Raw genomic sequence first — 14,261 nt, forward strand, 5'->3', positions numbered from 1 at the left:
GCGTCTAATAAGACGCGCGGTGCTGTAGGGTTTCCGATCAGAGGCGGAAGGACGGCTCGAACCGGCCGTTGACGCTGACGCCGAGTTCGAAGGTCTTGCCGGCATGCGGATCAGCTGCGCGCGCCGCTTCGTCCAGATCCTGCCAGGCCGACGTCACCAGCATGCGGTCGGCCTTCGCCCCGATGAAGGCCGTGCAGCTCGGCTGCGTCGTCGGCATCGCATAGCGCGTGAGACGCACGCCGTCGGGCCTATAGACGTCGACCGTGCCGCTGCCCCAGCGGGCATTCCAGATCAAGCCGTCGGCGTCGCAGACCGAGCCATCGATGCCGCCGGCCTCGCCGCTGCTGTCGACGAGCAGGCTGGGCTCGCCCGTTGGCAATCCCGTCTCGGCATCGATGTCGACGCGCATCAGGTGGTTGACATCGGTGTCGACGAAATAGGCAACGGTTCCGTCAGGCGAAAAGCAGATGCTGTTGGGAATGGTGATCCGGTCATAGAGCCTAGTCACCTGCGTGCCGGCGACGTGATAGATCGCGCCCGCTCCCTTTTCGGCGCTGCGCCCCATGGTGCCGATCCACAGCGAACCGGACGCATGAACGCGGCCGTCGTTCGAGCGGTTGCCGGGCTTGTCCTCCAGCGTCGTCACGAGGCTGAACGCGCCCGTCTGCGTATCTCTCAGGAACAGCCCCTGGTCGGAAACGATCAGTTGCCGGAGCGGATCGATGACGGCAAGGACGCTGCCGAGGAACGGAAGCGCATGCACGGCCTTGCGGCCGGTTTCGAGGTGCAGTTCGTGCAGTTCCTGGCCCTTGATGTTGAACCACCAGGCGGTGCCGCTGCCGGGGTCGTAGGTTGGGCCTTCCCCGAGGATCGAGGTCGCTCCGCAAAGGATGCTGCCGGCAAAAGGAATACTATCGCTCATCATCGTGCTCCGTAGACGGCGTCGTAGGCCTTGACTGTCGCGACGGCGCGCTTGCCGACGTCGGAGGCACTCATTCCGGGCTTGTAGAGGCTCGATCCGAGCCCGAAGCTTCTGATGCCGATCTTGGCATAGTCGGCGAAATTCTCCTCCGACACGCCGCCGACGGCTGCCACTTCGACATCGGTCGGCAGCACGGTGCGGATCGCGGCGATCCCGGAAGGGCCGAGCACGCTTGCCGGGAAGAATTTGAGGCCGGTTGCGCCTGCCGCAGCGGCCGCGAGCGCCTCCGTCGGGGTGAAGACGCCGGGCATGGTCACCATGCCCTTTTGCGCCGCCAGCCGGATCACTGCCGGCTCGACATTGGGGCTGACCATCAGCCGTCCGCCGACATCGGCAAGCTGTTCGACCTGCGCGGTCGTCAGCACCGTGCCGGCGCCGATCAGGCAGCCCTGCGGCGCCATCTTTACCGCGGTTTCGATCGACCGGAACGGGTCCGGCGAATTGAGCGGGATCTCGATCGCGGTGAAGCCCGCCTCGATCAGCGTGCCGACGACGCCTTCGGTTTCCTCGGGCTTGAGGCCGCGCAGGATGGCGACCAGCGGGTATTTCATCGGCGGAAAGGGGATACGGTTCATATCAGCAGTCTTTCGGTCAGAGGGGCCAGATTGCCTGTGCGGCAGTCGAAAGGCCGGCGCGCACGGCCTCGTCGGCGTCGACGATCCGGGGGCTAAGATTGAGGCTTGCAAGTGCTTCGCGATAGAGCGCACCGAGAGAGCCGGAGGCGACGAGGCAGACGCTATCGACGGTTCCGGCCGCTGCCAGGGCGCCGGCGATCTCAAGCCCGATCAGCGTACCCGACAGCGTCGCCTTGGCGTCCGTCGCCGTCGTGCCGTGCAGCAATTGCCCGGCCCGCACGCCGAACGGCAGGTTGGTGGCGAGCGCCGGGTCGGCGTAGGCCGCCGCGACGGCGGCGAGGAACGCGGGATGGTCGCGGGAAAAAACCTGCGCATCCGCGACCGAATGGCTGAGAATGGAATGCCTGGCGATCACGTCGAACAATTCGCCGGTCATGAAGGTCGAGAAACCGGTGACCTTGCCGCCGTCGAGCCGCACCCATTTGCTGTGGGTTCCGGGCATGCAGACGAGGTGCCGGCCGTCGCCAAGCCTGGCTGCAGCGCCGAGCAGCTGGGTCTCTTCGCCACGCATGACGTCGGGATGCTGCTGATCGCGCTGGGCAAGACCCGGCAGAATGCGGATGTCGCGGCCGACATCGGGCACCGCGACGGCGCTTGCCGCAATTCTCGAGAGGACGGCGGGCGTATCGAGGTAGCCGGCCTCCAGCCAGCCCTGCTTGGCGCCCGCCATGCCGCAGATGATGACGGGCAGGTGCGTCGGTGCGGCCACCGCCGCCAGATGTGCTTCCAGCACGGTTGAAAAGCCGGTCTTGGCGGCCGTGGTCATGCCTTCGCCGCTGCGCCGCTCTGCAAGCACCGCGCCGTCTTCGGCAATGATCCAGAGCCGAAAGCTCGTGGTTCCCCAGTCGACTGCGGCATAATAGGCTGCGGTCATCAAAGTGCGCCTCCGTCAATGATCATCGTTTGGGCCGTCATGCCCATGGAACTGTTGGACGCCAGGTAAAGGCATGGGCCGACGAGGTCCTCGGCGGTCAGGCTTCGCTTCAGGCATTGTTTCTCCAGCATCGCTGCAATCGCCGTTTCGTCGAGCCAGAGTTTCTTTTGGCGCTCGGTAACGATCATGCCGGGTAGGATCGCATTGACGCGGATATTGTCGGGGCCAAGCTTGCCGGCAAGCGACTTCGTCAATCCGATGATGCCCGCCTTGGCCGTCGCATAGGCGGGGATTTCCGCCATGTTGAGCAGGAAGGCGATCGACGAGAAGTTGACGATCGATCCGCCGCCGGCCCGGCGCATATGCGGCGCTATCGCCTGGCTCATGAAGAACAGGTGCCTGAGATTGACGGCCTGGCTTTCGTCCCAGCTCTCTTCGGTGACGCTTTCGAGCGGCTGCCGGTCGTCGCGTGCGGCATTGTTGACGAGCACGTGGATCGCGCCAAGTGTCGCCGCGGCCGTTTCGGCGGCTGTCCTCAATGCCTCGATATCGCGCAGGTCGGCATGAATGAAGAGCGGCCTATATCCGGCCTCGACAGAAAGCCTGTCGGCGAGCTCCCGGCTTGCCGCCTCGTCGATGTCGACGAAGGCGACGTGCGCCCCTTGACGAACGAAACCTTCGACGAGTGCCGCACCGATGCCGGCGCCACCGCCGGTGACAAGGATACAGCGATCCCTCAGGTCGTGAAATTGGGCCGCAGGCAACGGCATCGGTCGGGCACTCCCCATTCGCGCCGTCCCGGCACGCTTGCAGGTTTCTTTGTTCCAATATGTGGAACGTGATTTTATTATATGGAATTATCGGGCGACGGCGGTTATCTTGTCAAGATAGGATGGCGGACCTTGGACCTTGATGGGACCGGAATGATGCGAGCGACATGAGCGAAGACCTGGCAGTGTTTGCGGATGGTGAGGTGGCGGGTACCGGCACGCTCGGCAAGGCCATGGCCGTTCTTGAGGCCGTTGTGATGGCGGATGGGCCGCAGCGTTTCACCGACATCCTTGCCCGATCCGGCCAGCCGCGCGGAACCTTGCATCGGCTGCTCAGCCATCTCGTCGAGGAAGGGCTGCTCGTGCAGCGGCGCGATCTCTGCTACGAGCCGGGCCTGCGCCTGCTCACACTTGCCTATCGCTCCTGGTCCAGCAATCGCTTCCGCGACGTTGCTGAACCGCATCTTCGCAGCCTGCACGAGTTGACGGGTGAGACTGTGCATCTCGGCATCCTCAGGGAAACCGAGATCGTCTATGTCGACAAGGTCGAAAGCCGGCAGACGGTGCGCATGAGTTCGCAGATCGGCAAGGCCTCTCCCGTCTATTGCACCGGCATCGGCAAGGCGGCGCTGTCGCTGTTGCCGCAACCGGAACTGGAGCGGCTTGTTGCAAAAATGGCGTTCCACGCGTTCACCCCGCATACGCATCGCTCGGCCGAAACGTTGCTGGCGGAGATTGCGGACATTCGCCGCGACGGACACGCTTTCGATCGGGAAGAACATGAGATAGAGATCCGTTGCGTGGCTGCGCCGATCCGTGTTTCGGGTAGCGATCTGACGGCTGGAATCTCGGTTACGGGACCGGCCTATCGGGTGAGCATGGAGCAACTGGCCGCCTGGTCGGGGGCGGTACGGACGGCGGCGGCGGCGATCGGGGAGGAGGCCGCGATTCGCCTCGGTCCGGGCCGCGGTGGACCTTGAGTTCACTTTACGGTAAATTAGAAACTTCGACTGGACGTAGTGTTCCAAGCTCGATAACGTTAATATATCAGACTCGCTTCGCGGTTCCCGCGGACAGAGTTGATTATGACATTGATAGAAATTTTGACGTGATCTTCATGCGGCGTCAGCGGCCGTGCTCCTCCCCGGAGCTGGATGTGGAGAAGGGCGGAAGATGATCGATTTCAGCGCGAATATGGCGTCATTGATGCTTCCTGACGGACGGTCCGTGAGGGGGCCGATTTGTTGCGAGGACGATATCAGACGGGTGATCGGCCAGGTTGCGGAGGCCTACGGCTTCCGTGGTTTCCTTGTGCTCGCCGTTCCGGATACCGGCTGTAACAGCCTTGAGGACAACGCCATCATGACGACCTATCCGGTCGAGTTCCTGAAAGGCTACGACAGCGCTGGCCTGATCAATGGCAGCCCTGTGATCCAGCGTCTGCGCCGCAGCACCATACCGTTTACCTATGATGCCCATCAACTGGCGCGCCGCCGCGCCGATGGCAAGGGCGACGCGGCCATCTGCGTCTTTGAGCAGGCGGGCATGCCGCGCGGCATCTATCTGCCGGTGCACGACGCTGGCGGCCACCGGGCTGCGATTGCCTTTGGCGGCGACCGCCCTGTGGTGTCGAACGACGAGATGCAGGAACTCAATCTGTGGGCCGGTATTCTGTTCAGCAAGCTGGCCGAGGTGCGTGAGCGCGGGCGACGCGGCTCGGGAAGCCTGTCGCGCCGCGAGGTCGAATGCCTGCGCTGGGCCGCCGCCGGCAAGACCACGAGCGAGATGGCGCGCATCCTGGCGCTATCGGAGTATACGGTGAACCACTATCTCAACCGGGCGACGCGAAAGCTGGATTCGGTCAATCGCGTGCAAACGGTCGTCAAGGCCATGCGTGCCGGTTTGATCAACTGAGAATTGGCACATCCTGCACATCAAAGCTGGATGCTGCGGCATGGCGCAGGTCGCTTGTAGGGAAATACACAGGCTTTTGGGCGCGTAGGGCAGGGAATCTCGATCATCTGTTGGCATTGGCCTGCAGGTCGGTCTATTTGATAGTTGATGAATGCCATGGAACGCGCGAATGCAGGATACGATGACCACCGGGACGACTGACGCAGATCTGCCCCGGGGCGGTGATTTCGCGTCCGAGATCGCAAAACTGGAGACCCAGTTCGACATCATCCGCTATATGCGGCGGATCACGCAGATGTTCGGCTTCAAAACCTTTCTCATCTGTTCGATCCCTTCCATTGATGTCGAGCGCCTGGCGGCAACCACGGTCATTTCCAATATGCCGGCAGAGCTGCTCAACAAATATGACAGCCTGTCGATGCTGCGCTTCAGCACCGGCGTCAAGCGGCTGCGGGAAACGACGACGCCGTTCCAGGTGACGCTCGATGCCTGGGAAGGCGAGGGCGGCAAGCCCGATTCAGCCCGGGAATACATTGCGATGCTGCGCGAGAACGCCATCTTCCAGGCCAGCTACTTCCCGGTGCATGACGCCGAAGGCGGCCGTGGCGCCGTCATCCTGATGGGGCCGGAAGCCGAACTGCCGATGACGGTGATCATGGAACTGCAGATGATCGCGATCCATGTCTACAACCGGTTGGCCGAGATCGGTTCCGTGTGGAAGAACAGCAGTGCGTCGCTGTCCGAGCGCGAGATCCAGTGCCTGAGCTGGACGGCGGCGGGAAAGACCAGCGCCGAGATTGCCGGCATTCTCGGCCTCTCCGAGCACACGGTGAACCACTACCTCAACCACGTCACCAAGAAGCTCGACGCGGTGAACCGGACGCAGGCCGTCGTCAAGGCGATGAAGAAGGGCTACATCAGCTAGCCGTCGTTCGGCGCGACGGGCCCGAAGCCTTTCGCCCCGTCTTCCGCGTGGGTCACAGCTGAAAGATGCACCGATCCTGTGCGGATTTGAGACCATTGCCCATAAACTGGGCAGATGCTCTCGGGGTCTCGGGCAACCAACGCCGCATCTAATCCACTGAAAATATTCGCTTTTTTGTTCTTCCTCGAATCTGGCACGCATCCTGCATTGCTAGATGCATGTCCAGAGGGGACTAAAAACAAGACAGCGCCCAAGAAGGTCGCGACAAAAAGGGCCGCCACCCAACCCCGTGTGATCCCTGGATCACGCTTGTGATTCCGGATGTACGGACACCAGGGTGAGTGGCGGCCCTGCTTTTTCCGTTATGTCGCATTGGCGAAGCGCCCTGCCTCGATTATCTAAGGGATAACAAACGTTATCCAAGAGATAGCAGAGAATGAGAGGGCGCGATGCCGGAAGTCACCAGAGACGTGGTTCTTGATAAGCTGCGAACGGTCCGCGGACCGGACATGGAAGGCAACATCGTCGAGCTTGGGCTCGTGTCGGATGTCTTCATTTCGGATGGCAAGGCCTATTTCTCGATCACCGTTCCGGCCGATCGGGCCAAGGAACTGGAGCCGATGCGCGCAGCCGCAGAGCGCGTGGTGCGGGAAATCCCGGGAATCAGCGCGGCGATGGTCGCTCTGACGGCCGACCGCAAGGCAGCACCAGCGGCAGCCCCGGTACAGCGTCCGCAACCGGCCGGCGCCCATGCCGGTCATGCCCATGGCCAGCGTCCGGCCGGCGGCGCGCCCGCCAAGGCAGGCATTCCCGGCGTTGGCGCAATCATCGCCGTCGCCTCCGGCAAGGGCGGCGTCGGCAAATCCACCACATCGGTCAATCTGGCGCTGGCGCTGAAGGCCAACGGCCTGAAAGTCGGCCTGCTCGACGCCGACATCTATGGCCCGTCGATGCCGCGCCTCCTGAAGATTTCCGGCCGGCCGCAGCAGATCGAGGGCCGGATGATCCGCCCGATGGAAAACTACGGCCTCAAGGTCATGTCCATGGGCTTCCTCGTTGACGAGGAAGTGGCGATGATCTGGCGCGGCCCGATGATCCAGTCGGCGCTGTTGCAGATGCTGCGCGAAGTCGCCTGGGGTGATCTCGATGTGCTGGTTGTCGATATGCCGCCAGGCACCGGCGACGCGCAATTGACCATGGCACAGCAAGTTCCACTCGCCGGCGCGGTGATCGTCTCGACGCCGCAGGACCTGGCGCTCATCGATGCCCGAAAAGGGCTGGCGATGTTCCGCAAGGTTGAAGTGCCGGTGCTCGGCATCATCGAGAACATGAGCTATTTCGTCGCGCCGGACACCGGCAAGCGCTACGACATTTTCGGCCATGGCGGCGCGCGCAAGGAGGCCGAGCGCATCGGCGTACCCTTCCTCGGCGAAGTGCCGTTGACCATGGGCATCCGCGAAACATCCGATGCGGGCACGCCTCTGGTCGTTTCCGATGCAGACGGCGAGATCGCCCGCATCTATCGCGACATCGCGACCAAGGTCTGGGCTGAGGTTTTGGCTGCCCGCGACGACAAGAGCCGTGCAATGCCGAGCATCGTCTTCGAATAGGCCTTCATCCAGCTTCGTCGGACGCCATCGTTGCGGTGGCAGCCCGACTTGGCGGTCGCCTGCTGCAGCCCCCTGGAATAGCGGCACAATTTTGTCCGCGCCCCGATTTCGATTCGGCGAAACATGCAGTAGGGTGACGCCGGAACAGTAGACGGCGCCTGTGTCATGTATCGAGGGGGCATTGATTTTGCGTCTGTATTGCGCCATATGCCGTGCCGCACTTGCGAAGGTGCCCAACTTAGCGCCCTCTCGCTGGAGATCTTGTCCTCCCGCGACGACCGAGTTGAGGATTTTGTCCTGACTGGCGGAACGCTTCATCCGATGGAATTCGATTGTGGGAATACTGTGGCGCCGATGCGGTTGCTCACTTTCGCTCGGGTTCGCACCTCTGCCCAGGGCCGCAGCTGCGGGAAGGGCGCCTGAATGATCACGGGCTATTGCTCCAACGGTGAGACTGTCACCCTGTCGGTGGCGGATGAGCTCGTTGCCCTGCGGCCAGATATCGTTTGGGTCGACCTCGTCGAGCCGAGCAAGGCCGAGGATCTGATGATGGAGAAGCTTCTGGGCATCTCGATCCCGACACGCGACGACCTGAAGGACATCGAGCCGTCGAGCCGGCTCTATACCGAGGCCGATGCCGTGTTCATGACGGCGTCGCTGGTCTATCGTTCGGAAACCGATATTCCCGATCTCACCGACGTTGCCTTCATCCTGCATGGCGGGCGTCTTGTGACCATTCGCTACGCCGAACCGCGTGCCTTCGCCCTCTTCAAGGCGGCAATGCATCGGATTCCGGGCGGCTGTCCGAACGGTGTGGTGATGCTGACCCGGTTGCTCGAAACGATTGCCGACCGCACTGCCGAAATTCTCGAGCAGGCCGTGGGCAAGATCGACGATCTGTCGCTGCAGGTCTTTGGCGACAAGGCAGTCGTCAAACGTCGTCCGCCGCATTTTCTGGAAGCGCGCCTGCGCGATGTCGCCGGCCATCACCGGCTGGTCGCCAAGACCCGCGATAGCCTCGCGTCGCTCTCGCGCCTGTTGACCTTCGTCTACACCGTTCCCGAGGTCCAGGCGGACAAGGACAGCCGCGAACTTTGCCGCTCGATCTCGCGCGACATCCAGACATTGTCGGAACATGCGTCGTTCATCTCCGGCAACATCACCTTCCTGCTCGACGCCTCTCTCGGCCTCATCAATGTCGAGCAGAATGCCATCATCAAGATTTTCTCGATCGCTTCGGTGGTATTGTTGCCGCCGACGCTGGTCGCTTCCGTCTACGGCATGAACTTTCGCGTCATGCCGGAACTCGAATGGCCGCTCGGCTATCCCTGGGCGCTGGCTGCCATGGTGATATCCGCCGTGATACCGTTTTTCTTCTTTCGCTGGAAAGGCTGGCTGTAACAGCCTGTAGGACACGCATGACCCAATCGCATGCCCCTTCCACACAAGGGTCGAAAGACCTGCGCCGGCTGCTCGTCCTCGGCCTCGGCTCCATCGGCGTCGTCTATGGCGATATCGGCACCAGCCCGCTCTACGCGTTTCGCGAAGCGCTGCGCCCGGTGTCCCACGACGGCGTCACCGATGTCGAAATCATCGGCCTGATCTCGCTGATGATCTGGACGCTGACGATCATCGTCACGATCAAATATGTGCTGTTTCTGCTGCGCGCCGACAACCAGGGGGAGGGCGGCACGCTCTCGCTGCTGGCGCTGCTGATGAAAACGGGGAATGGCCACACGGCCATCCTGTTCTTCATGGGCATTGCCGGTGCCGCGCTGTTCATCGGCGATGCGATGATCACGCCGGCTCTGTCAGTGCTTTCGGCCGTCGAGGGCTTGAAACTCGTGACCCCGGCGCTGTCGGACTATGTCGTTCCCATTGCCGTGGTCATCCTGCTCTTGATGTTTGCCGTGCAGTCCAAGGGCACGGCCGCGGTCTCCAACTTCTTCGGCCCGATCACGCTCGTCTGGTTCCTGGTCATGGGTGGCATCGGCCTTGTCCACATTTCCGACGACCTGTCGATCTTCAAGGCTTTCAATCCTTATTATGCCGTCAGCTTCATGTTCAATGAGGGCTATGTCGGCATCATCGTGCTCGGCGCCGTGTTCCTGACGGTGACCGGCGCAGAGGCGCTCTATGCGGACCTTGGCCATTTCGGCCGCCGGCCCATCCAGTGGGCATGGTTCCTGGTCGTCTTTCCGGCGCTGACGCTCAACTATCTCGGCCAGGGCGCGTTCATCCTGAAGAACCCCGAGGCGATGTCGGACCCGTTCTTCCTGATGTTCCCGAAATGGGCGCTGCTGCCGGTGGTCATCCTGGCGACGTTCGCGACGATCATTGCCAGCCAGGCGGTGATAACGGGCGCATTCTCATTGACGCGGCAGGCGATCCACCTCGGCTTCCTGCCGCGCATGGCGATCTTCCACACGTCGGAGACACACACGGGGCAGATCTATCTGCCCAACGTCAACACGCTGCTGATGTTCGGCGTCATGGCGCTGGTCTTCGTCTTCGGCTCGTCGGAATCGCTCGCCACCGCCTATGGCATCTCGGTCACCGGCGCGATGGTGGTCACGACAGTTCTCTCCTTCGAGTTCCTGCGTGCGCGCTGGAACTGGTCGGCGCTCTGGGCCGGCGCCGTGCTGCTGCCGCTGTTCGCGCTGGAATTCGTCTTCCTCGGCGCCAACATGCTGAAGATCCATGACGGCGGCTACGTGCCGGTGCTGATCGCCGCGACCTTCATCGTGATCATGTGGACCTGGAAACGCGGCACGGAAATTCTCCATGCCAAGACCCGCCATATCGACATTCCGCTGGCAAGCTTCGTCAAGTCGATCGAGCGCAAGAGCGAACATGCGCCGGTTTCGGTGCCCGGCACAGCGGTGTTCCTGACGAGCGACCCGGAATCGACGCCCGCGGCCCTGCTGCACAACATCAAGCACAATCACGTGCTGCATCAGCAGAATTTCATCCTGACGATCCGCACCGCCAATACGCCGAAAGTGCCAAAGGCCGAACGCGTCAGCGTGCAGCCGCTTTCCGAACGCTTCACCCTGCTCGAAATGCGCTTCGGTTTCATGGAGACGCAAAACGTCTCGCAGGCGCTGGGGCTCTTCCGCAAGTCGGGGCTGAAGTTCGACATCATGTCGACGTCGTTCTATCTCGGACGGCGCAAGCTGGTACCGGACGCCCAGTCCGGCATGCCGCATTGGCAGGACCGCCTGTTCATCGCGCTCGCCAATGCCGCGATCGACCCTTCCGACTACTTCCGCCTGCCGACCAACCGCGTCGTCGAACTCGGCTCGCACGTCATCATCTGACGATACCGGCTGCAAAGACGGCCGGCGGGCCGCAAGGCCCGCTCTTCCGGCCTTTCAGTGAAGACGCATTAACCAAACATCAAGGTTAATGCTTCATTTTCAAGGCTCGAACGAAGCATCGTCGGCACAGCGTCCGGCGGCTTCATTGTCCTAGCGTCCTGCGCGGAACCTGTCCGCTGGCTCATCGCCGGCGAGGGCAGAGCCGTGCCTTCGATCAGCGTTGCGTGGAGTCGGTTGGTGCGTAAGAGTAGCAAACTGCGTCGCGAATCTCGTGTTAACTTCTCCGCCTGGCTGGCTCCGGCACTCATTGGCCTTGCGGTGTATATCGGTTTCCCCACGGTCGCGGCCTATTCCGACCTTGCGACCTTCCTGTCCGGTATCAATCGTGGCGGTGAGCGCTGGCGGATGTACATGACGCCGTCGCCAGCGGGATCGATCCACGAAGTCGAGATGGTCTTTGCCGATCCGATCACGACGGGCGCGCTCGATGGCGGCGCCGGTATCGATCTTCCCGATGGCAGCCGCGTCGCTCTGACCGCAGAAAGCAAGCACGCCGGCACGCCGGATGAAGACCGCGTCAACCGCAAGGGCAAGAAGGGCCGTATCGTCGCCGTCACCCCTGTCACCCCACCCAAGGATTTTACCGCCGGTTCGATCCTGCAGCGCACGAGTTCGCTGATGGAGCCCGGCTTCGAGGGCGCCGAAAAAATGGTCTTCGCCAATCCGAAGATCAAAGGCAAGGAGATCGAGATCGCCACGGCCTTCTACAAGAAGAAGCCGCCGAAGACGGATCCCGGCGTCTCGCCGATGCTGGCCAAGCTTGTCACCAACGACAAGCCCGACATTCTTGCGACTGCCTATGTCCGGCCCGAGCCGGACTATGCGCGTGAATCGCCCTTCGATTCGATCCTGCGCGAGGACAAGAATGCCGGACGTTTCATTCCCGATATCTCTCCCGAGGACCACGCCTGGGCCGCGACCCCGCTACCGGCGGGCGTCTTCAGCAAGGAAGAGCAGACATGCCTCGCCGAAGGCATCTACTTCGAAGCGCGCAGCGAACCGCTGAAAGGCCAGGCGGCCGTCGCACAGGTGATTCTCAACCGGGTGCGCAATCCGACCTATCCGAAGACGATCTGCGGCGTCGTCTATCAGAACAAGGCATGGCGCAATCGCTGCCAGTTCTCATTCGCCTGCGACATGATCCGCGATTTGATCTATTCCCGCTCGCACTGGAAGGAAGCAAAGGAAGTTGCCATGGCGGTCACCGCCGGCAAGATCTGGCTGCCCGAAGTCGGCTCAGCAACACATTATCACGCAACCTATGTAAACCCGGCCTGGGCAAAGACGATGAAGCGTGTCGGCAAGATCGGCCTGCACGTCTTCTACCGGACCTACGGCGGCGGCTGGAGCTGACCAGTTCAGCTGCCGACCCCTTGCGCACAAGCACCGATCGCGGGCCGGAGATTCTGGCTCGCGATCTGCCGATTCCCGGCCTTGTCTGTCAGTATGATGGCGTCGAATGCTATCAAGTGGATGAAATCATTGAAAAATATTGTCCACGCCGAAGCGCTTTGCACGCCTTGACTATGCGGAAGCCTAAAACTATGTTGCGCGCGACTTCAAATGGGGCTGAAACGTGGCTTGAACAGCAGCCTTTTGTGTGGCCGAAATCATGGTCGTGACCGTGTGGGACAACAAGGGGAGAGCCACGTGACGGAGAAACCCGAAGAAAGTCTGGAAGCAAGGCTGAAGCAGCTCGGCGAAAAGATTGAGTCCAAGCGACCCAGTGAGCCGGATGGTGCTGAAGCCCGAGCCGCTGAAAGCCGCAAAGGCTATGCGGCGGCAATGAAGCTCTCCAGCGAGTTCATCGCTGGCATCGTGGTTGGGGCGTTTCTGGGCTATCTTTTGGACCACTTTGCGGGTACAGGGCCGTGGGGCATGATCATTTTCCTGCTCCTTGGCTTTTGCGCCGGTGTGTTGAATGTACTGCGTTCGGCGGGGATGGTGGCGACACTCGACTCGGTCAAGCGCAGTTCTGGGAATGACAAGACGGACGGAGATGACGCCTGAGGCGTCGCCCGGAAAACACGGTATCCGCTCTAAAGGCGGGCAGAACGAAAGAGAAGCGCGGTGTCAAACGATCCGACCCACCAGTTCCTGGTCAACAAGATTGTCCCGATCGAAATTGGCGGAATTGACTTTTCCTTCACCAATGCGTCGCTGTTCATGGTTGCGACCGTGGGTGCCGCTGCCGGTTTCCTTTATCTGACCACATCGCAGCGCGGGCTGATCCCGACGCGCATGCAGTCGGTTTCGGAAATGTCCTATGAATTCATCGCTTCGATGCTGCGCGAAGGCGCTGGCAGCGGCGGCATGAAGTTCTTCCCGATGGTTTTCTCGCTGTTCATGTTCATCCTGACGGCGAACCTGCTCGGCATGTTCCCTTACTTCTTCACCATCACCAGCCAGATCATCGTCACCTTCGCCTTGGCGCTGTTCGTCATCGGCACGGTGCTGTTTTATGGTTTCTACAAGCATGGCTTCGGCTTCCTGAAGCTCTTCGTGCCTCACGGCGTGCCGGGCATCCTGTTGCCGCTGGTCGTGTCGATCGAAATCATCTCGTTCCTTTCCCGTCCCATCAGCCTTTCGGTCCGTCTCTTCGCCAACATGTTGGCCGGCCACATCACGCTGAAGGTTTTCGCTGGCTTCGTCACCTCCCTGAGCGCCCTTGGCGCGCTCGGCATCGGTGGTGCGATCCTGCCGCTCATCATGACCGTCGCTATCACCGGTCTTGAATTCCTCGTCTGCTTCCTCCAGGCCTATGTCTTCGCGGTACTGACCTGCATGTACCTCAACGACGCTGTCCATCCCGGAAGCCACTAAGGAATACAGTCGCTTGCTTCCGGCCGGTCCTCCGTCGGAAGCGCAATCCTAAGCCGCAACACCATTCGAAGGAGTTCAATCATGGAAGCGGAAGCAGCAAAGTACATCGGCGCAGGTCTGGCTTGCCTCGGTATGGCCGGCACGGCTCTCGGCCTCGGCAACATCTTCGGCAGCTACCTCTCTGGCGCGCTGCGCAACCCGTCGGCTGCTGACGGCCAGTTCGGCCGCCTCGTATTCGGCTTCGCCGTTACGGAAGCTCTGGGCATCTTCTCGCTGCTCGTAGCCCTGCTCCTCCTCTTCGCCGTCTAATAACGGCTGGAGTTTCGGCCGCGACCTGTCAAAGGGTCG

General features: G+C 61.7%; 14 protein-coding genes. 10 read left to right on the forward strand and 4 right to left on the reverse strand.

Features of this window, described 5'->3' with window-relative positions; translation table 11 throughout:
* Nucleotides 1–37: 37 nt before the first annotated feature.
* Genes C6558_RS03845 through C6558_RS03860 form a run of 4 tightly spaced genes read right to left on the reverse strand, consistent with a single transcriptional unit; the run spans nucleotide 38 to nucleotide 3,261 of the window.
* Nucleotides 38–922: an SMP-30/gluconolactonase/LRE family protein gene (locus C6558_RS03845; RefSeq protein ID WP_025426086.1), complete on the reverse strand. Its 885-nt coding sequence runs from the start codon at nucleotides 920–922 to the stop codon at nucleotides 38–40.
* Nucleotides 922–1,557, reverse strand: coding sequence for a 2-dehydro-3-deoxy-6-phosphogalactonate aldolase (locus tag C6558_RS03850; RefSeq protein WP_025426087.1), 636 nt, complete (start codon nucleotides 1,555–1,557; stop codon nucleotides 922–924). The genes C6558_RS03845 and C6558_RS03850 overlap by 1 nt, the downstream gene beginning before the upstream one ends.
* 16 nt (nucleotides 1,558–1,573) lie before the next feature.
* A complete protein-coding gene (locus C6558_RS03855) occupies nucleotides 1,574–2,494 on the reverse strand; it encodes a 2-dehydro-3-deoxygalactonokinase (RefSeq protein WP_025426088.1) in 921 nt (306 codons plus the stop codon).
* Complete coding sequence (locus C6558_RS03860) at nucleotides 2,491–3,261, reverse strand: SDR family NAD(P)-dependent oxidoreductase (protein ID WP_057211578.1); 771 nt, start codon at nucleotides 3,259–3,261, stop codon at nucleotides 2,491–2,493. Before C6558_RS03860 ends, C6558_RS03855 begins: the two co-directional genes overlap by 4 nt.
* A gap of 167 nt (nucleotides 3,262–3,428) precedes the next feature.
* Here C6558_RS03860 and C6558_RS03865 point away from each other — a divergent pair, with 167 nt between their 5' ends.
* The 10 genes from C6558_RS03865 to C6558_RS03915 all read left to right on the forward strand — a co-directional run bounded on the left by C6558_RS03865 (nucleotide 3,429) and on the right by C6558_RS03915 (nucleotide 14,222).
* The gene (locus tag C6558_RS03865; RefSeq protein ID WP_025426090.1) at nucleotides 3,429–4,241 is read left to right on the forward strand and encodes an IclR family transcriptional regulator; all 813 of its coding nucleotides are present in this window, start codon (nucleotides 3,429–3,431) and stop codon (nucleotides 4,239–4,241) included.
* 193 nt (nucleotides 4,242–4,434) lie between these two features.
* Nucleotides 4,435–5,175: an autoinducer binding domain-containing protein gene (locus tag C6558_RS03870; protein WP_025426091.1), complete on the forward strand. Its 741-nt coding sequence runs from the start codon at nucleotides 4,435–4,437 to the stop codon at nucleotides 5,173–5,175.
* Between the two features lie 169 nt (nucleotides 5,176–5,344).
* Nucleotides 5,345–6,100 (forward strand): LuxR family transcriptional regulator, encoded by a 756-nt coding sequence (locus C6558_RS03875; RefSeq protein ID WP_025426092.1) that lies wholly within the window; start codon nucleotides 5,345–5,347, stop codon nucleotides 6,098–6,100.
* Nucleotides 6,101–6,549: 449 nt separating this feature from the next.
* Nucleotides 6,550–7,710, forward strand: a complete 1,161-nt coding sequence (gene apbC / locus C6558_RS03880; RefSeq protein WP_025426093.1) for an iron-sulfur cluster carrier protein ApbC — start codon at nucleotides 6,550–6,552, stop codon at nucleotides 7,708–7,710.
* Nucleotides 7,711–8,133: 423 nt separating this feature from the next.
* Nucleotides 8,134–9,111, forward strand: a complete 978-nt coding sequence (locus C6558_RS03890; protein WP_025426095.1) for a magnesium transporter CorA family protein — start codon at nucleotides 8,134–8,136, stop codon at nucleotides 9,109–9,111.
* 17 nt (nucleotides 9,112–9,128) lie between these two features.
* Nucleotides 9,129–11,030, forward strand: a complete 1,902-nt coding sequence (locus C6558_RS03895; RefSeq protein WP_025426096.1) for a potassium transporter Kup — start codon at nucleotides 9,129–9,131, stop codon at nucleotides 11,028–11,030.
* 237 nt (nucleotides 11,031–11,267) lie between these two features.
* Nucleotides 11,268–12,443, forward strand: coding sequence for a cell wall hydrolase (locus C6558_RS03900; RefSeq protein ID WP_025426097.1), 1,176 nt, complete (start codon nucleotides 11,268–11,270; stop codon nucleotides 12,441–12,443).
* Nucleotides 12,444–12,740: 297 nt separating this feature from the next.
* A complete protein-coding gene (locus tag C6558_RS03905) occupies nucleotides 12,741–13,100 on the forward strand; it encodes an AtpZ/AtpI family protein (protein WP_025426098.1) in 360 nt (119 codons plus the stop codon).
* 60 nt (nucleotides 13,101–13,160) lie between these two features.
* A complete protein-coding gene (locus tag C6558_RS03910; RefSeq protein WP_025426099.1) occupies nucleotides 13,161–13,913 on the forward strand; it encodes a F0F1 ATP synthase subunit A in 753 nt (250 codons plus the stop codon).
* 81 nt (nucleotides 13,914–13,994) lie between these two features.
* A complete protein-coding gene (locus C6558_RS03915; protein ID WP_025426100.1) occupies nucleotides 13,995–14,222 on the forward strand; it encodes a F0F1 ATP synthase subunit C in 228 nt (75 codons plus the stop codon).
* Nucleotides 14,223–14,261 lie beyond the last annotated feature (39 nt).

It is taken from the genome of Ensifer sp. NM-2 (assembly GCF_003024455.1).
Taxonomy (GTDB): domain Bacteria; phylum Pseudomonadota; class Alphaproteobacteria; order Rhizobiales; family Rhizobiaceae; genus Ensifer; species Ensifer canadensis.

Bases quoted from the DNA above. Each gene is read 5' to 3' on its own strand.
- C6558_RS03845 (WP_025426086.1), bottom strand. From the start codon at position 922: ATGAGCGATAGTATTCCTTTTGCCGGCAGCATCCTTTGCGGAGCGACC.
- C6558_RS03850 (WP_025426087.1), bottom strand. From the start codon at position 1,557: ATGAACCGTATCCCCTTTCCGCCGATGAAATACCCGCTGGTCGCCATC.
- C6558_RS03860 (WP_057211578.1), bottom strand. From the start codon at position 3,261: ATGCCGTTGCCTGCGGCCCAATTTCACGACCTGAGGGATCGCTGTATC.
- C6558_RS03865 (WP_025426090.1), top strand. From the start codon at position 3,429: ATGAGCGAAGACCTGGCAGTGTTTGCGGATGGTGAGGTGGCGGGTACC.
- C6558_RS03870 (WP_025426091.1), top strand. From the start codon at position 4,435: ATGATCGATTTCAGCGCGAATATGGCGTCATTGATGCTTCCTGACGGA.
- C6558_RS03875 (WP_025426092.1), top strand. From the start codon at position 5,345: ATGCAGGATACGATGACCACCGGGACGACTGACGCAGATCTGCCCCGG.
- apbC (WP_025426093.1), top strand. From the start codon at position 6,550: ATGCCGGAAGTCACCAGAGACGTGGTTCTTGATAAGCTGCGAACGGTC.
- C6558_RS03890 (WP_025426095.1), top strand. From the start codon at position 8,134: ATGATCACGGGCTATTGCTCCAACGGTGAGACTGTCACCCTGTCGGTG.
- C6558_RS03895 (WP_025426096.1), top strand. From the start codon at position 9,129: ATGACCCAATCGCATGCCCCTTCCACACAAGGGTCGAAAGACCTGCGC.
- C6558_RS03915 (WP_025426100.1), top strand. From the start codon at position 13,995: ATGGAAGCGGAAGCAGCAAAGTACATCGGCGCAGGTCTGGCTTGCCTC.